12 protein-coding genes and 2 pseudogenes are annotated in these 17,815 nt (G+C 63.0%); 10 read left to right on the top strand and 4 right to left on the bottom strand.

Annotated features, from left to right (window positions below; translation table 11 throughout):
• From AWC25_RS14455 to fdxA, 5 genes and pseudogenes are all read left to right on the top strand, one after another.
• Window positions 1-607: erythromycin esterase family protein (locus AWC25_RS14455; protein WP_142278843.1), on the top strand; the 607-nt coding region annotated here is incomplete at its 5' end.
• Between the two features lie 117 nt (window positions 608-724).
• Window positions 725-1,582 (top strand): universal stress protein, encoded by an 858-nt coding sequence (locus AWC25_RS14460; RefSeq protein WP_069402303.1) that lies wholly within the window; start codon window positions 725-727, stop codon window positions 1,580-1,582.
• A 57-nt stretch (window positions 1,583-1,639) separates the two neighbouring features.
• Window positions 1,640-2,283 (top strand): annotated as a pseudogene (locus AWC25_RS14465) (response regulator); the annotation flags it as partial.
• Between the two features lie 229 nt (window positions 2,284-2,512).
• Window positions 2,513-4,159 carry a GAF domain-containing sensor histidine kinase gene (locus tag AWC25_RS14470; RefSeq protein ID WP_232327270.1) on the top strand — a complete coding sequence of 549 codons (1,647 nt, stop codon included), beginning with the start codon at window positions 2,513-2,515 and terminating at the stop codon, window positions 4,157-4,159.
• Window positions 4,160-4,295: 136 nt separating this feature from the next.
• The gene (fdxA, locus tag AWC25_RS14475) at window positions 4,296-4,655 is read left to right on the top strand and encodes a ferredoxin (protein WP_085166985.1); all 360 of its coding nucleotides are present in this window, start codon (window positions 4,296-4,298) and stop codon (window positions 4,653-4,655) included.
• Window positions 4,656-4,665: 10 nt separating this feature from the next.
• Here fdxA and AWC25_RS14480 read toward each other — a convergent pair whose 3' ends face one another.
• The gene (locus tag AWC25_RS14480) at window positions 4,666-5,448 is read right to left on the bottom strand and encodes a universal stress protein (RefSeq protein ID WP_142278844.1); all 783 of its coding nucleotides are present in this window, start codon (window positions 5,446-5,448) and stop codon (window positions 4,666-4,668) included.
• 149 nt (window positions 5,449-5,597) lie between these two features.
• Window positions 5,598-9,209 (bottom strand): trehalose-phosphatase, encoded by a 3,612-nt coding sequence (gene otsB, locus AWC25_RS14485; RefSeq protein WP_244899521.1) that lies wholly within the window; start codon window positions 9,207-9,209, stop codon window positions 5,598-5,600.
• A 142-nt stretch (window positions 9,210-9,351) separates the two neighbouring features.
• Between otsB and AWC25_RS14490 the strand changes: the two genes are divergently transcribed.
• The 5 genes and pseudogenes from AWC25_RS14490 to AWC25_RS27425 form a co-directional block, all read left to right on the top strand.
• Window positions 9,352-10,254 carry a universal stress protein gene (locus tag AWC25_RS14490; RefSeq protein WP_085166987.1) on the top strand — a complete coding sequence of 301 codons (903 nt, stop codon included), beginning with the start codon at window positions 9,352-9,354 and terminating at the stop codon, window positions 10,252-10,254.
• 59 nt (window positions 10,255-10,313) lie between these two features.
• Window positions 10,314-11,198, top strand: a complete 885-nt coding sequence (locus AWC25_RS14495; RefSeq protein ID WP_085166988.1) for a universal stress protein — start codon at window positions 10,314-10,316, stop codon at window positions 11,196-11,198.
• Window positions 11,199-11,283: 85 nt separating this feature from the next.
• Complete coding sequence (locus AWC25_RS14500; RefSeq protein ID WP_085166995.1) at window positions 11,284-12,765, top strand: bifunctional aminoglycoside phosphotransferase/ATP-binding protein; 1,482 nt, start codon at window positions 11,284-11,286, stop codon at window positions 12,763-12,765.
• 298 nt (window positions 12,766-13,063) lie between these two features.
• A complete protein-coding gene (locus AWC25_RS14505; protein ID WP_085166989.1) occupies window positions 13,064-13,846 on the top strand; it encodes a glucose 1-dehydrogenase in 783 nt (260 codons plus the stop codon).
• Between the two features lie 129 nt (window positions 13,847-13,975).
• A pseudogene (locus AWC25_RS27425) lies at window positions 13,976-14,174 on the top strand (IS30 family transposase); the annotation flags it as partial.
• A 63-nt stretch (window positions 14,175-14,237) separates the two neighbouring features.
• Here AWC25_RS27425 and AWC25_RS14515 read toward each other — a convergent pair.
• The gene (locus AWC25_RS14515; protein ID WP_085166990.1) at window positions 14,238-17,162 is read right to left on the bottom strand and encodes an MMPL/RND family transporter; all 2,925 of its coding nucleotides are present in this window, start codon (window positions 17,160-17,162) and stop codon (window positions 14,238-14,240) included.
• Window positions 17,159-17,593, bottom strand: a complete 435-nt coding sequence (locus tag AWC25_RS14520; RefSeq protein ID WP_198166718.1) for an MmpS family transport accessory protein — start codon at window positions 17,591-17,593, stop codon at window positions 17,159-17,161. The genes AWC25_RS14515 and AWC25_RS14520 overlap by 4 nt, the downstream gene beginning before the upstream one ends.
• Window positions 17,594-17,815 lie beyond the last annotated feature (222 nt).

The following is a 17,815-nucleotide window of genomic DNA, read 5'->3' on the forward strand; positions in this document are numbered from 1 at the left end:
CCCCAACACCGGCAACGACACACCCGGCACCGTCATCTCCGGCCCCAAAAACCCACCACGCCAGGGGACTTACCCCCTGGACCGGCACGACGGCGCTCCGCCGGCGCGAATAGTGGTGTGGGCGCACAACTCTCACGTCGGCGACGCACGGGCGACCGAGGTGTCCGCGGATGGGCAACTCACCCTGGGGCAACTGGTCCGGCAGCGATACGGCGACCAGTCACGCTTGATCGGATTCAGCACATACAGCGGTACCGTGACCGCCGCCAGCGACTGGGGCGGAATCGCCGAACGCAAGGGTGTTCGGCCTGCGCTCAACGGCAGCATCGAGGAATTGCTACACGAGACCGGCAAAAGCTCCTTCCTGGTGTCGGCAGAGCTCACTCCCGAAGCCGCGGACCCGCTCGGCGTTGTTCGACTGGGGCGCGCCATCGGCGTGATCTATCGGCCGGAAACGGAGCGGCAAAGCCACTACTTCCACGTACGGCCCGCGGATCAATTCGACGCGCTGATTCATATCGATCGGACCCGAGCACTCGAACCGCTGGAGCCGACGAGTTCGTGGATCGCCGGCGAAACACCGGAAACGTACCCGTCCGGGTTGTAGCCAACGGCAGCCCGGGACGAACGGTTGCCGAATATAGAGTCCAATGGCCCCTCCGGGAAGCCGACCGGCTCAATACTCTGGCAATGGACCGATCCGGTGTTGAGTCAGGGAGCACGAATGGACCACCAGCAGGCGAAGTCGGTGGTCGTCGGCATCGACGGTTCCAAGGCGGCGACTTCCACCGCGCTGTGGGCGGTTGGTGAAGCGGTGAGCCGGGACGTCCCGCTGCGCCTGGTCTGTGTGGTCGCCGAGCCTCCCGCTGACGGACGCGGGCCCGATGACATACCGCGCGACCGCACTGCCGCCGAAACCGCGCTGCGCCGCGCCGCGACGGCAATCGAGAGCACGGGTCAGCCGGTGAAGATCGAGACGCAGACCGTGTGGGCCGAGCCGATCGAGGCGTTGATCCGGGCCTCGGCAACGGCAGCCATGGTGTGCGTGGGCGCCATCGGGTTACACCACTTCCAGGTCGGCCGCCTGGGTTCCACCGCTGCGGCGCTTTCCGTGTCGGCGCGCTGCCCGGTGGCGATCGTTCGTAGCCAACGCACTCGTCCCGGTCGGCAGCCGGGTGGGATCGTCGTCGCGATAAGCAGCTCGTCGGACGACGAGATGTTGCTGGCTGCCGCGACGACGGAGGCCCGATTGCGAAACGCGGCCCTCCGGGTAGTTTTTTGCCACCACACCGGATCAGCCGACGACCGGGCGACCCATGACAGCGAACGGCGGGCGACGGCTCACCTCGACAGCCGGCTCGCCCGCTGGCGGCGAAGGTATCCGGACCTCGATGTGGAGTCGACGGCGGTGTGCGTCAGCCTGGTGGATTATCTCGCCCACAGTCACCAAGCAGTGCAGTTAGTGGTGGTCGGTCCGCACGATTGTGAACGACTCAACGAACTGATGGGTCCGGCCGGGAGCGCGGTGTTGCAGGAGGCCGGATGCTCGATTGTGGTAGTCAATCACCCACGGCATCTGTGAACCCGGGGCGATCATTGATGAGGTGCGATATCGAGGTTGGGGGAGGAAGGACTCGCAATGGTTAAGGTTTTCTTGGTCGACGACCACGAAGTAGTCCGGCGCGGGCTTACCGACTTACTCGCGGCGGACCCCGAACTCGAGGTTGTCGGGGACGCGGGCTCGGTGTCCGAAGCGATGGTCAGAATTCGTGCCGTAGAGCCCGACGTTGCGGTGCTTGACGTACGGCTACCTGATGGCAACGGCATCGAATTGTGTCGCGACCTGTTGTCCGAACTCCCCGAGTTGCGCTGCCTGATGCTGACATCATTCACCTCCGACGAGGCGATGCTGGAGGCGATCCTGGCCGGCGCCAGCGGCTATGTCGTCAAAGACATCAGAGGCATGGAACTGGCGCAGGCAATCAAGGACGTCGGTGCCGGAAAGTCGCTGCTGGACAACCGGGCAGCGGCTGCGTTGATGGCGAAACTGCGCGGCAACGTCGAGCAAAAGGATCCGCTGTCTGGGTTGACGGACCGGGAGCGAACGCTGCTCGGGCTGCTCAGCGAGGGACTGACCAACCGACAGATTGCCGCACGCATGTTCTTGGCCGAGAAGACGGTCAAAAACTACGTCTCCCGCTTGCTGGCAAAACTTGGCATGGAGCGGCGGACCCAAGCAGCGGTGTTTGCCTCGAAGTTAGACCAACGTCCCGGCCGCCCGGCCGAACCGTCCTGAACCTGCCCGCTGACAGGCATGCACATACCGTCGGTACCGGGTGCAGGCGTCCGACGTTTGCTACGTTGTCACTGCGACTCGAATAAACTCGGCGCAGTTGCTCTGGGTGGCGAGCAGGTGCTCGAGAGCTGAACTGCCGGAGGTATCAGGCGAATGGCCAGCGACGACAGTGGCTCGGCTTTTGCGGGACTCGGCCAGCGTGGGCTGGTCAGCAGGATGCACCAGCAACTCGACGAGTTGCTCGCGTCGCGCGATCAGATGGAGCAACTGCTTCAGGTGATCGTCGAGATCGGGTCCGATCTCGAGCTGGACGCGACCCTGCGCCGCATCGTCGGCGCGGCCCGGAAGTTGACTTCCGCCCGGTACGGCGCCCTAGCGGTTCGCGACGCCGACGGGATGCTGATTTCGTTTGTTCACGACGGTATTGATGCCGACCACGCGCGCCGAATCGGGCATCTGCCGGTTGGCAAGGGAGTTCTGAGTTTGTCACTCCTCGACACGCCGGCATTGCGACTGGACGACCTGACGAAGCACGCGGCCTCGGTCGGGTTCCCCGAGCACCATCCGCCGATGCGGGCCTTCCTTGCCGTGCCGATCACCATCCGCGGCAAGATATTCGGCAATCTCTATCTCACTCACGACGAGCCCGGCCGCTTGTTCGCCGAATCTGACGAGACGGCCGCCCGCGCACTGGCATTCGCCGCCGCGGTCGCTATCGACAACGCGCAACTGTTCGAGCGGGAGCGGACGGCGGTCAAGTGGATGGAGGCCAGCCGCGAAATCACCGCCGCGCTGCTGTCCAGCGTCGAGCCCAGCCGGACCCCGTTGCAGTTGATCGCCGAAAAAGCACGCGTGCTAACCGAAGCCGAGCAGGCGATCGTGCTCGTTCCGGACGATGACGACATTCCCATGGACGAAATCGACACATTGGTCATCTCCGCGGCGGTAGGGCTGAACGCCTCAGACGTTATCGGCCAACGGATTCCAGTGGACGATTCCACGAGCGGCGCCGTGTTCCGGTCCGGCGAGCCGCTGATCACCGAAGCTCTGAGCTACCCGATCCAGGCATTCACCGATCTCGGGCAACGAAGCGCAATCTTGATGCCGTTGCGGGCCCACGATAAGGTCGCCGGGGTCATCGTCGTCGCGCGCAGCCCGGAGGGGCCACCGTTCGATCACAGTTACCTCAACCTGGTAAGCGATTTCGCGACGCATGCCGCGATAGCGCTGATGCTCGCGTCGGGCCGCGAAAACACGCGCCAACTGACGCTGGTGGCCGAGCGTGAGCGCATTGCCCACGATCTGCATGACCACGTCATCCAACGGTTGTTCGCGACGGGGATGGACCTGCAGGGCACGGTTGCCCGGGTGCGTTCAGCGGAGGTTGCCGACCGGCTGAACCGCACCCTCGATGACCTGCAAACAATCATCGAGGAGATTCGCACCACCATTTTCCAGTTGAAGGCGCCACCCGAAAGCGGCGGCTTCCGCAACCGAATTCAACGAGCGGTTGCCGATCTCACCGAGGGGCGCGACATCGTCACCACCGTTCGAATGCGCGGTCCGACGACCGCCGTCGGCGGCGAGCTCGCCGACCACGCCGAAGCGGTCACCGCCGAAGCCGTCAGTAACGCGGTTCGGCACTCGGGCGCTTCACGTCTCACGGTCGAGGTCGATGTCGGGGACATGTTGACGATCAACATCACCGATAACGGTTGCGGCATCCCCGTGGACAATCTCCGCCGCAGCGGTCTGGCGAACATGGTGCATCGCGCCGAACAGGTCGGCGGTCGTTGCGATATCGGCAGCGCAGCGGATGGCGGCACCCGAATCTGTTGGTCGGCCCCGCTGCCCGATCACTGAGTTGCGAATGACGTAGCGCCAACGGTCTGGGAACGGTCTGGCAACGGTATCGCGTTGTGCGGGAGGGTCTTTGGTCATCAATGTTGGGGTCGTCCGCCTAGCGCGGATCCCGATACTGGATGGCTAGCGTGAATTCATGGCCTATGTGATTGGCGTCGAGTGCGTTGACGTGCTGGATAAGTCCTGTGTTCAGGAGTGCCCCGTGGATTGCATTTACGAAGGTGCCCGCGCGATGTACATCAATCCGGACGAATGCGTGGACTGCGGCGCATGCAAGCCGGCTTGCCGGATGGATGCGATCTACTGGGAGGGGGATCTGCCCGACAACCAGCTAGCGCACCGGAACGACAACGCCGCCTTTTTCCACCGTCCGCTGCCCGGCCGCCACAGGGCGTTAGGGTCCCCGGGCGGTGCCGCCGCCCTCGGGCCACTCGGCGTCGATACACCGTTGGTCGCCGCCCTGCCCGAACGTGGCAATCCGTCGGACGCGCACTGACGACTGACTGTCAGGTGCGCACGACGAGCACCGAACATCCGGGATGCCCGAAATGCGCGTTGATGGGACCGACTATGCGGGCGACGTCGTCCGCATCCGAGCCGGCTATCACGGCGAGTTGGATCGTTTCCGGTGTGCTCGCCAGGAATGCGGCGGCACCACCGCGTGCGGCGGCCGGAAGCACATGTACCTCGGGATATTCCGATACCCACCGACCGAGCCGGCGATCCAGTTGGTCGTAAGGGATTTCACCCAAGCCCCAGCGCCAGACCCCCATTGCCAAAATTGGTGCGTCGCGCAGTCGTGCTTCCCGGAAGCCGTTCCCGAGCACGGCGTCGTTCTCAGCTGAATCGTCCACAACGACCGCAATCCATCCGGTGCGAGGATCCTTGCCCGCGCGGTTGTGGCGGATGATCGCCACCGGACAATGCGCTTGCTCGGCAAGCGTGATGACGGTCGAGCCGATTATCCTGCGCGCGAGCTCCTCGATTCCGATCGACCCCAGGCAAATCATTGCCGCGTGGGTTGATTCGACGACCAATGCCTCCCCGGGCGGTCCATGCACCAAGTCGGTTTCCACCTTGACCTGCCGACCCATCGCGTTGACCGCCGCGCAGGCGGCGCGCAGCACCGTCTGGCCGTATTCGATATCGAGGCGGTCATCGTCGGCGGCGCCGGCTGGTTCTCGTTGCGGGATAGCATGAACCAGTCGAAGCGGAACATCGCGGCTAATAGCCTCGCTCACCGCCCATTTGGCCGCATTGACTGCTGCATCGGAGCCGTCGATGCCCACGACGACCGACGGTTGCGGACTCTTCATTCAAACACTCCGATCGAACCGGCTGCCGAGAAGCCATTCACTGCACACGTTAGGAACGTTGTCGATGTCTCGGCAGGGCCGTTCGGCCCGCCTTTTGGCGGCGATCGTCATCTGGCGATCCGTTACTCAACGGCGATCGTGCGCCCGGGAGGCAGGCGCCGGATCTGCCCGCGGCATTCGACATCGACCGATTCGGTGTTGCCGGCCTCCGAGGTCACGGTGGCGGTACGCCCGGTGACCCGAAGATGAAGGCGTTGTGCGCGGTAGACCAATGGAAACTCGATCGGGCCGAGCGCTGTTGGCCAGTGCGGGCCGAGTAGCAGTCGATCGTTGCGTGTCTCGAGGCCGGTGTAGCACCGCTGCAGCAGGTCGATGCTGCCGGCCATCGCGGCCAGATGTATGCCCTCGGCCGTTGTGCCGCCTTGGATGTCGGCGACATCGGACTTCAACACCTGTTCGAAGTACTGCATAGCCATCCGCCGGTTCGCTCGCGCCAGAACCCAGCAATGCACGACGGCGCTCAACGTCGACCCATGCGAAGTACGCGATAGGTAGTAGTCGATCGTTTTCGGAATTTGATCAGGCGCGAAGCCGTAGCCGAGCCGGCCGAACAAGAGCAGCAACTCATCTGACGACATCAAGTAGAACAGCATCAGCACGTCGGCTTGCTTGGACGCCTTGTAGTTGTTCACGCTGTCGTCTTCGGCATCCAGGATGCGGTCGAGTCGTTGGATGTTTCCATACCGTCGTCGATAGCGATCCCAGTCAAGTTCCTCGAGCTCCGCATAGCCCTCGAACTGACTGATCACGCCATCGTGGAACGGGACGAACATGTGCCGGCTAACGTGTTCCCAGTGCTCGAGATCGTCTGTCGCCAAACCGATCTTGTCGATCAGGTCGAGTCGGTCCCGCAGTGACAATACGGTCAGCGCCTCGAGTGCGTGCACAATTACCCAGACCGCCATGACGTTGGTGTAAGCATTGTTGTCGATACCGTCGTATTCCTTGCCCGGGTATCCCGAATGAAACTCGTCGGGTCCGATCACTCCCCGGATCGTGTAACGGCTCCGGCTTTCGTCAAACATGGCCAACCCGACCCAGAAACGGGCGATCTCGACCATCATCTCGGCTCCGTAGTCGATCAGGAACTGTCGGTCACCGGTCACCTGGTAGTGCTGCCACACGTTGTATGCGACGGCAAGACCGACATGATGGGCGCGCGCACTAGGATCCGGCTTCCACCCTCCCGACCGTGGATTGAGGTGGAGTTGTTGACTCACCTCGCTGCCGTCATTGCCCGACTGCCACGGATACATCGCGCCCAGATAGCCAGCCCTACACGCGGCTCTTCGGGCCTCGGGGAGTCGCCGATACCGGTATAGCAACAGCGAACGCGAGACGTTTGGCATACGCATGTTCAAAACGGGGGAGACGAATAGCGCGTCCCAAAAGACATGTCCGCGATAAGCTTCGCCGTGCAGGCCCCGCGCCGGGACGCCAACGTCGAGTTCGGCGGTGTGCGGCGAGATAGTCTGCAGCAGGTGGACCAGGTGCAAACGAAGTGTCCGCAACGATTCGACGCCGTCGTCAAGCCCGACGTTGCAGCGCTCCCATAACCGGTCCCACGCTCGCCGGTGATGCTGATGCAGATCCGCGTAGCGGCCGGCGTCCGCGAGATCGTGTCTTGCGCTATTGGCCGGTTCTGAGATCGCAGGATCGCGCCCAGTGAAGATCGTTGCCGCCTTTTCCAGCGTGATCGACTGCCCCGAAGACAAATTCGTCCGAATATGGTGCCCGCCACGGTGTGGTTCCCGCACGAAGGTGTAGTCGGCGTCGGCAGGGGCGTCGTCGCGCCATAGCGTAGTGCGGATGGCCAGCGCGATCGCGATATGTGATTGCGACGTCTGAGTCTGCAACAGCACTGAATTGGGCGATATTTCGTCCAACGTGCATCCCGTCAGGTGCGCACCTGACAGCGAGCGATAGCGTTCCACCAGCGAGTTCTGGACACCGCCAGCTATGAATGACTTGAATTCGACTGTGCCCGACCAGTTTTCAGCGGTGATAACAGTTTGCATGGCAAGCACGTGTGGCTGATGCATGGAGGCGAAACGCCGCTGAGTCAATGCCGTCGTCCGACCGGCGCGGTCACGGAAGCGCAGCGTACGGATCAACGTCGCATGACGTAGATCGAATGTTTGTTGGTGGTGGAGCAACTCGACGCTATCCACGTCAAACCACGAGCCACCGTCGACGCGAAACGTCAGCGGCAGCCAATTGGGCAGGTTGACCAGGCTCTCGTTCTCGATTCGCCGGCCGCCGATCTCGTCGGCCAACGTGTTGTACACGCCCGCGGCGTAGGTGCCGGGATAATGCGTCGCACACGCCGCTGCCTCCGGAGCGCAGCCGCGCGTGGCGACGTAGCCGTTACCAACGGTGCATAATGCCTCGCGCAGTCGCTCTGCGCCACGGTCGTACCCCTCGAAGGTGAGCTGCCAGGCATCCGCCGTTTGTGTCGCTCCGTGCCGCATGTCGCGTGCCAGGCGCTTAACGAATTCGCATACCGCCGAGGGGCTTTCCAGGCTGAACTGGGCGGCGGAGGGCCGGTCGCCGCCGTCGCCGTGGCGCACCACGATTCCGACGCCATCGAACTGCATCGCGTCGAAGGCGTCTTCATCGGTGATGTCGTCACCGATGAACATGGGCAATATCGGAGTGGCCTCGGTTCCGCCGTCGTTCCCTACGATTTGGGCAAGAAGCCAATCGGGGGTGTCGCCCTTGTCCCAGGCGACATTGGGGCGGAGTTCGACGACCTTGCGGCCTTGAGTCACCCGTAGCTTTGCGGCCCGCCCTACTCTGCACGCCGTCGAGATCACACGGTCCACCAATGCAGTATCGACCCCGCGATAGTGAATGCTGACGGCAAACCGTTTATGCTCCACCCTGATGCCGGGGATATCGCCAAGTTCCGCCGTCAAATCCGCTGCGGTACCGGCCAGGTCATCAATGGCGCCGACAGCCGCGGCGTTTTCGAAGCGGGCACCGTCCGGAGCGACCAGCTCGAAACCCTGGTTGCCCGCGTACCACAAACCCGCAATGCCGACGCGGGCGCGGACATGGGCTAGATCTCGACCGCTGATCACGGCGACAGGGCACTGCGCGGCCAGCGCTCGAAGTGCTTCTTCGGCGCCGTCGACCAGGGCAGCCGACTCGGGGTCTGCAACGATGTCGGATAACGTCCCGTCGAAATCCAGAAAAACCACGGGGCGCCGCGATATCACTAGCTCTTTCAATTGGCCGTAGGCCTGTAAGGCGTCGGCGATATCCGACACGGCGCGGTCGCCGACGCGCACCGAGATCTCGGCGAGGTCGGTGATCACCATGTCCGCGCCGTCGGAGAGCAACGCGTCAGTGCGGTCTAGTTCGAGGCCTGTGACAAGGCCGACGACGAGGCCGAAGCCGCCATCCCGGGCCGCGCGCACGCCGGCTCGACTGTCCGCGATAACCACGCAACGCCCGCGGCTGACTTCTCCGCTGGCTATTGCCTCGACCAACGCGTGGGCGCCGCTTTCGCCCTCGTAGAGGCTCACGCCGACGCGTTGCAACTCCCGGCGCAACGGGACGACCGGGGGCGGCGGGCCGACAGATGTTGCACACCCGGCGGTCGCAGTGCTCAGGTTCAGCAGCAGTGCGTCGTGGTAACGCCTGTCGATCGTGACGGGCCATTCGGTCACGGTTGTGACGATGCCACGCCATCTGCTCGGGTCAAGCCCGTTCGCGCAATCGGGGTCTCTCGTCCATCGGGTTGGGGACGAAAGCCTCATGGCCGATCTGCATTTGGGCCGTAGCGTTTTCGGTAACGGAAGGGAGACCACAATGTCCGCATCCCGAAAGCGTTACGGCATCGTCGCCGCGGTCGACGGGTCGCCCGCATCGAATTTCGCTGTCTGCTGGGCGGCGCGGGACGCGGCGTTGCGCGGCCTTCCGCTGACCCTGGCGCACATGGTGAACCCAGCAGCGCCCGTCTGGCCACCGATGGTGCTGACTGCCGATACCGAGTTGTGGCAGGAGGATTACGGCCGTCGCCTGCTGGAAGAGGCGATCAAGATCGCCGAAGACGCCACGAAGATGTATCGAAGCATCGACATTGTGACTGAGTTGAGGCTTGCACAGCCGGTGCCGGAGTTGGTCAAATTTTCCGAAACGGCTCAGATGGTGGTCGTGGGCAGTAATGGGCGCGGTGCTGTCGCGCGAGCGTTCCTGGGTTCGGTCAGTTCCGGCGTGGTGCACAGTGCGGCGTGTCCGGTCGCCGTGATCCGTGACGAAGATCCGGTGATGGCCGACCCCCTGCACGCTCCGGTAGTGGTCGGAATCGACGGGTCTCCCGCGTCGGAGCTCGCAACGGCCATCGCATTCGACGAAGCCTCCCGCCGTGGCGTCGAACTGACGGCATTACATGCCTGGAGCGACATCGGGTTGTACGAACTTCCGAAGGCGGGATGGCCCGCGGTGCGGGTCGAAGCCGAGGAGATCCTCGCCGAACGTCTTGCCGGCTGGCAAGAACGCTACCCCGATGTTGCGGTGCGCCGAATTGTCGTGTGTGACCAGCCGGCCCGCCAACTGATCGAGCAGTCGGAATCGGCTCAGCTCATTGTCGTCGGCAGTCACGGCCGGGGTGGCTTGGCCGGCACGCTCTTGGGTTCGGTCAGCAATGCGGTCGTCCACGGAGTGCGTATGCCGGTGATCGTCGCGCGGCCATCCCACGCAGATCGGGACTAAAGCCTCATGATCGACGAGCGCCCGGGCGATAGCGTATTCAGTGACCGAGGGAGGACGAAATGACGGCCTTGCAGAAGCGCTACGGGATCGTCGTCGGGGTCGATGGCTCGCCCGCGTCGAGCGCCGCGGTTGTCTGGGCGGCGCGCGACGCGGCCGTGAAAAATGTCTCGTTGCACCTGGTGCACATGTTCAACACGTTCGTGCCGACCTTTCCCCAGGTACCCATGCCTAGCGGGGTTGCCCGATGGCAGTCCGATGCCGGGCAGCAGGCCCTCGAGCAGGCGGCCAAGCTGGCCCGCGAAGCCCTACCCGCAGGCCAAGAGCTAGAAATCACAACCGAACTGAGGCCCGAGCCACCCGCACCGACGCTTATCGAAATCTCCGAAGACGCGCAGATGATCGTTGTCGGTTCCAACGGTAACGACGTGATGAGCCGAATATTGCTCGGTTCGGTGAGTTCGGCCGTGGTGCGCGGCGCCAAATGTCCGGTCGGTGTCATCCACGCCGAGACTTCGTCCCGTCCGTCCGATCGCGCACCGGTCCTGGTAGGAATTGACGGGTCGCCGGCGTCGGAACTGGCGACGGCCGTCGCCTTCGAGGAAGCGGCACGTCGCGATGTCCAGCTGGTGGCCCTGCATGCGTGGAGCGATTTCGAGTTCTTCGAGATTCCGGGTTACGAATGGTCGGCAGTCAGGGCGGAAGCGGAGCGAAGTCTCAGCGAGTGCCTGGCGGGTTGGCATGACAGCTACCCAGATGTTCCGGTGCGGCAGCTCGTCGTCGCGGACCGGCCGGCCCGGCAGCTGATCAAGCAATCGGAATCGGCCCAGCTGGTCGTGGTGGGCAGTCACGGCCGCGGCTGCTTGACGGGGGCGATGCTCGGTTCTGTCAGTAACGCAGTCGTTCACTCGATCCGTACGCCGGTGATTGTCGCACGTCCCGCTTGAGTCCCAACGAATTCCGCCACCGACAGGAATTTAGATCATGAACGTCACCATTGCCGCCGATCGGGCCGGCCAGACGCCGGCGGCAATGGCGTTGCCCTACCTAGAGGTCCACGAGACCCACACGGGCTTGGTGGTACTCGCCGGAGATCGAGCCTTCAAGGCGAAAAAGCCGATCGGAACCCACTTCCTGGATTTCCGCACACCTGAGCTGCGTGAGCGCGCGTGCCTGCGCGAGGTCGAGCTCAACAGTCGACTATCCCCCGAAAGCTATTACGGGGTCGGGTATTTCACCGATCCGAGCGGAGGTCCTGGCGAACCAATCGTTGTCATGCGGCGCTACCGCGACGAACAGCGCCTCACATCGTTGATAGCTCGCGGCCCCGACGAAACGGTTCGCGACGTATTGGACTCTATCGCCGAAGTGCTGGCCCGGTTTCACGCAAGTGCCGAGCGGAACGTGCTGATCAGTGCCGAGGGTAAGGTGTGCGCGGTCGATGGCCGCTGGCGGGAGAACCTGTCGGAATTGAACAGCTATGTGGCCAACCCCCAGTTGGCCTTATCCTTCAAACTGCTGGCCCGTGTTCAGCGTCTCGCCGATGAATTCGTTTCGGGTCGTGCCCCGCTGTTCGCCCGCCGAATCGACGAGGGATGCATCATCGACGGACACGGCGACCTGATCGCCGACGACATATTTTGGGCTGACGGCAAGGCCGCACTGCTCGACTGCCTGGAGTTCGACGACAAGCTGCGCCACGTGGACCAAATCGACGACGCGGCATTCTTGGCGATGGATCTGGAGTTCCTGGGTCGCAAAGACCTCGGTGACTATTTCGTCCAGCGCTACATTGCGCACTCGGGTGACAGCGCACCACGGTCGTTGTGGGACTTCTACATCGCATACCGCGCGGTAGTTCGGGCGAAGGTCGACTGCCTGCGCCTGACGCAGGGCGGCGTGGCTGCCGCCAAAGATGCGGGCCGGCATTTGGCAATTGCCGTCCGGCATCTGGAACACGGCAGCGTGCGCATGGCGCTGATCGGTGGGAACCCTGGTACTGGCAAGTCGACGGTCGCGCGGGCCCTTGCCGAACTCACCGGGGCGCAGGTGATCTCAACCGACGATGTACGCCGAGAGTTACAAGCATCAGGTGTCATCGCCGGGGCCAGCGGCATTCTGAACGAAGGTCTGTACCGACCGAAGAACGTCAGGCTGGTTTACGAGGTGGCTCTGGCCCGGGCCCGGGCGTTTCTCCGCGACGGTCGCCCGGTCATCCTTGACGGTACCTGGCGGGACCCTCATCTTCGGGCTCACGCCGATGCGGTCGCCTCCGAGACGTTTTCCGCCATGGTCGAACTCGTGTGCGTGGCGCGTGCCGAAACCGCTGCCGGGAGAATCCTGACTCGGCCCCGGGGTAGTTCCGAGGTGACCCCTGAAATCGCGACAGAGCTAGCGCGCGAACAGAACGGCTGGGACAGCGCATACCCGTTGGACACATCCCAGCCGATGGACCAAGTCATTCAAGGAGCGCATGCGGTGTGGCGTCGATCGATCTACGCGCCCGGGCTGTAACACCGCTTCATCGAGATCGGGCGAAGGAGCCAACTATGGGACAGGCGGCAGACGCTGAAGTAATTATCCTTCAATTGCATCCGATGTGGATCTCCTCCCGAAAGCATGCGTGCGAGCGCCGCGAAGCCATGCGCCGCCACCCGTCGTTCCTGGCTTGTCCAGGTGGTAGCACTCGGCGCGAGCGCCCAACTTCTTGACGAGTATGTCGTCATACATGTGCCTACATATGTATGGTGTCGATATTGCACGCGGGCTGTTTGTCCGACGATTGACCCACCGACGCGGATAGGAGCATGCAGTGGCCGAACGATTGGCAGGAAAGGTCGCCCTGATCAGTGGGGGAGCGCGGGGGATGGGCGCCTCGCACGTGCGGACGTTCGTGGCCGAGGGTGCCAAGGTTGTGTTCGGCGACATCCTCGACGACGAGGGCAAAGCGGTCGCTGCCGGTCTCGCTGATGCGGCGCGCTACGTCCATCTCGACGTGACGAAACCCGACGACTGGGATGCGGCGGTGGCGACCGCGCTGGGCGAGTACGGCCACCTCGACGTGCTGGTGAACAACGCGGGCATCATCAACATCGGAACCCTCGAGGACTACGCGCTCTCCGAATGGCAACGCATCCTCGACATCAACCTGACCGGTGTGTTCCTCGGCATCCGTGCGGTGGTGAGGTCGATGAAGCAAGCGGGCCACGGCTCCATCATCAATATTTCCTCGATCGAGGGCATGGCCGGTACCATTGCCTGCCACGGTTACACCGCAACCAAATTCGGCGTCCGCGGATTGACGAAATCCGCCGCATTGGAGCTGGGCCCCAACAATATTCGAGTGAACTCGATCCACCCCGGCCTGGTCAAGACACCGATGACCGAGTGGGTTCCCGACGACACCTTCCAGACTGCGCTGGGTCGCGCTGCCGAGCCGAAAGAGGTATCCAGCCTCGCCGTCTACCTGGCCAGTGACGAGTCCAGTTATTCCACCGGCTCGGAGTTCGTCGTCGACGGCGGTTGCACCGCAGGATTCGGCCACAAGGATTGGTCCAGCGTCGACACCGACGCGCAGCCGGAGTGGGTCACCTAAACACCTTTTGCGAGACTGTAACTGGCGACGGGTTTTTCGAGGTGGATTCATACGGGCAGTGCAACGTTCCTGATTTTGCAGGTTGCAATGCCGACTGGGCATCCGGCCGCGTGGGCGCTGCCTTGGCGCAGTGAAATCGCCACCTGGCAGGACAGCAGCCTGCAGCTGCAGGTCCCCGTCTATTTCTGCGATCCCCATTCACCCTGGCAGCCTGGGTTACTCCAAGGCCGACCTCAAACGAGTTCAGGACAAACTCAACAACCGACCCCGCCTCGGCTTCGACACACCCGCACAACGCCTCACCGCCCTGATCAGCCAAGCCGCTTAAATGCTGCATCCACCACTTGACTTTGAGCGAGTACTACCGTCGGCAGTTACAGTCGCGCAGTGATCAAGCCTTGGCGTCGACGAGTCCGTCGGCTTTGTCGGCCGGCTCGGGCGGCGTGGGCCATGGCGACGGGACCGGGCGCTGCCGCACCCGCTGCGGCCACCAGAACCATTTGCCCAACAGCGCGGCGATCGAGGGTGTCATCAAAGACCGCACGATCAACGTGTCGAAGAGCAGACCCAGGCCGATCGTGGTACCCACCTGACCGATCACCGTCAGCTCGCTGACCGCCATGGTCATCATCGTGAACGCGAACACCAGACCCGCTGATGTCACCACCGACCCCGTGCCGCCCATCGACCGGATGATCCCCGTGTTCAGGCCCGCGTGGATTTCCTCCTTGAACCGGGCCACCAACAGCAGGTTGTAGTCGGCGCCCACCGCCAGCAGGATGATCACCGACATCGCCAACACCATCCAGTGCAGCTCGATGCCGATGATGTGCTGCCAGATCAGCACCGACAGACCAAAGGACGCGCCCAGCGACAGCAAGACGGTCCCCACGATGACCGCGGATGCGACGACGCCCCGGGTGATGATCAGCATGATGATGAAAATCAGGCACAGCGACGCGATCCCGGCGATCAACAGGTCGTAGGTATTGCCGTCACTAAGGTCCTTGTAGATCGCTGCGGTGCCGCCGAGATAAATCTTCGATCCTTCCAACGGCGTGCCCTTGAGCGATTCGTACGCGGCCTTCTTGATGGCGGCGATGTGCGAAATGCCCTCGGCCGACATCGGATCGCCGTCGTGGCTGATGATGAAGCGCACGGCGTGACCGTCGGGCGAGATGAAGTTCTTCATCCCCTTCTTGAACTCGGCGTTGTCAAAGATCTCCGGCGGCAGGTAGAACGAGTCGTCGTTCTTGGACGCGTCGAACGCCTTGCCCATCGCATTCGAGTTCTTCTGCGCCTCGTTCTGCTGATCCTGCAGACCCTTCTGCGTCGAATACATGGTCAGCATCGTGGTTTTCATGGCCTTCATGTTCTGGATCATGGACGGCATCAGCGCCACCATCTGCGGCATCAAGGTGTCCAGATGATCCATGATCGGAAGCAGGCTCTCGATGTCGTCGGTCATCGTGTCGATGCCGTCGAGGCCGTCGAAAACCGAGCGCAACGACCAGCAGATCGGGATGTCGTAGCAGTGCTTCTCCCAGTACAGGTAACTGCGGATAGGCCGGAAGAAGTCTTCGAAATCGGCCATGTGGTCCCGCAACTCGTTGATGTCGATGGTCATGTCGTGCATCTTCTTGACCATCTGATGCATGTCGTTGGACATCTGCGCGGTGATGCTCTGCATCTTCTCCATGCTGTCGATGGTCGTCTGCATCATGTCGGCCTGCTTGAGCATGTCGGCCATCTGGTCTTCTTGGTACTTCTGGTTCATCTGCTGGGTGACGCCCTGCATGCTGATTTGAAACGGGATCGACGTGTGTTCGATCGGCGTGCCCTCCGGGCGCGTGATCGACTGCACGCGAGCAATTCCCGGTACCCGGAAGACCGTCTTGGCGATCTTGTCGATCACCAGGAAGTCCGCGGAGTTGCGTAAATCGTGGTCGCTTTCGATCATCAGCATTTCGGGATTCATCCGCGCCTGGGAGAAGTGGCGATCCGCGGCGGCGTAACCCTCGTTGGCGGGTAGGTCGGCAGGCAGATAGTTGCGGTCGTTGTAGTTGGTGCGATACCCGGGCAGGGTCAGCAGGCCCACGAGGGCGATTCCGATGGTCATCACCAAGATCGGTCCCGGCCACCGGACCACCACCGCACCGAGCTTGCGCCAGCCGCGAATCCGTTGCGTGCGCTTGGGTTCCAGCGTCTTGCGGAACCGAGTCGCCAACGAGATGGCCGCGGGACCCAGTGTCAACGCCGCCGCCACGACGACCACCATGCCGATGGCCAGCGGGATGCCGAGCGTCTGGAAGTACGGCAGGTTGGTGAAATGCAGGCAGAACGTCGCGCCGGCGATCGTCATGCCCGACCCGAGCACCACGTGGGCGGTGCCGTGGAACATGTCGTAGTAGGAGTCCTCTTTGCTCTGACCGTTGGCGCGGGCCTCCTGGTAGCGGCCGATCAAGAAGATCGCGTAGTCGGTGGCGGCCGCGATCGCCAACGTGACCAAGAGGTTCGTGGCGAAGGTGGACAGGCCAATGATGTTGAAATACCCCAGGAACGCGACTGTTCCGCGTGCCGCGGACAATTCCAAAACCACCATTACCAGCGTCAGCAAAACCGTGATGATGGATCGATAGACCAACAGCAGCATCGCGATGATCACCGTGAAGGTGCACATCGTGATGATCTGGACGCTGCGGTCACCGGCCACGTGCTGGTCAGCTGACAGCGCCGCGGGGCCGGTGACGTAGGCCTTCACCCCGTTCGGCGGATGCACGCTCCTGACGATGTGTTGGACGGATTCGACAGATTCGTTGGCCAGGGCTTCGCCCTGATTACCCGCGAGGTAAACCTGCACATAGGCGGCCTTGCCGTCGTTGCTCTGAGCGCCCGCCCCGGTCAGCGGATCGCTCCACATATCCTGAACGTGCTCAACGTGTTTGGTGTCGGCCTCGAGCTTCCTGACGATCTGGTCGTAGTAAGCGTGGGCGTCGGCGCCCAGCGGGTTCTGGCCCTCCAGGACGATCATCACCGAGCTGTTGGACTTGTACTCCTTGAAGATGGCGCCCATGCGTTTGGTCGCGACCACGGACTGCGCGTCGTCGGGTGCCATCGACACCGAGCGCATCTTGCCCACCTCGTCCAGGTCGGGAACCGACACACTCAGCACCGCGATCAGCGCGATCCAGCCGAGGATGATGGGCAGGGCAAACTTGCGGATGAAGCGTGGAATCCTCGCCCGCTCTTCGGGTTTCGCGGTCGGGAAGGCGTCGGTCCGGGCATCGGAATGGGCGCCGTGGCGCGTGAGACTCATGCGGATTTCACCAAGCAGAAGGTCAGGGCATGCACGCCGTGGGTGATTTTCTCGTCCTTGATTTCGTCATCGATGGTGATGCGACACCCCAGGTAGTCGCCGTCGCTTTGCGCGGAAAGGTTGGGAAAGACCGACGGCGCGGTCGTGCTCAGCACCAGGGTCCAGGGCAGCGGGGCACCGTCGATCCGTTTCGGATCCGCGGACAGATCCAAATAATTCACGTTCGCGTGGCTGGCGGAACCGAAGACCTCGTACTTGACGACCTTTGGCTTGTACGGCTTGGAGTCGTCCAGCCGCGGGCTGGTCAGGACACCGGTGTCGTTGGCGCCGAAGAACGACTTCACCCGCACCACGGCAAAACCACCCACGACCACCACCGCGACGATCAGCAGCGGCAACCACGCGTTGCGCACAATTCGCGATACCAACAACTACGTGCTCCCTTTCCCCATCACGCAGCCGTGACGCGGCCCATCATCAGCAGGACCCGCAGGTGAGCTCGCGGGCAGTTCGGCGCCGTGGGCCAGCTCAGCCGGGCGGTCGCTCCCCGTACCGACGGGCGCCCCGCAGCGCGGAAGCGTTTCCGAACACCGCCACCAGCGCATAGTACATGATGTGCATATCTTGCACAGTATGCAAGGTTTGCCCGCGTG

Origin of the sequence: Mycobacterium sherrisii, from assembly GCF_002102355.1 — a bacterium.
GTDB lineage: Bacteria > Actinomycetota > Actinomycetes > Mycobacteriales > Mycobacteriaceae > Mycobacterium > Mycobacterium sherrisii.

Excerpts from the sequence above, each read along its gene's own strand:
- AWC25_RS14460 (WP_069402303.1), top strand. The coding sequence starts at position 725 with ATGGACCACCAGCAGGCGAAGTCGGTGGTCGTCGGCATCGACGGTTCC.
- AWC25_RS14470 (WP_232327270.1), top strand. The coding sequence starts at position 2,513 with ATGCACCAGCAACTCGACGAGTTGCTCGCGTCGCGCGATCAGATGGAG.
- fdxA (WP_085166985.1), top strand. The coding sequence starts at position 4,296 with ATGGCCTATGTGATTGGCGTCGAGTGCGTTGACGTGCTGGATAAGTCC.
- AWC25_RS14490 (WP_085166987.1), top strand. The coding sequence starts at position 9,352 with ATGTCCGCATCCCGAAAGCGTTACGGCATCGTCGCCGCGGTCGACGGG.
- AWC25_RS14495 (WP_085166988.1), top strand. The coding sequence starts at position 10,314 with ATGACGGCCTTGCAGAAGCGCTACGGGATCGTCGTCGGGGTCGATGGC.
- AWC25_RS14500 (WP_085166995.1), top strand. The coding sequence starts at position 11,284 with ATGGCGTTGCCCTACCTAGAGGTCCACGAGACCCACACGGGCTTGGTG.
- AWC25_RS14515 (WP_085166990.1), bottom strand. The coding sequence starts at position 17,162 with ATGAGTCTCACGCGCCACGGCGCCCATTCCGATGCCCGGACCGACGCC.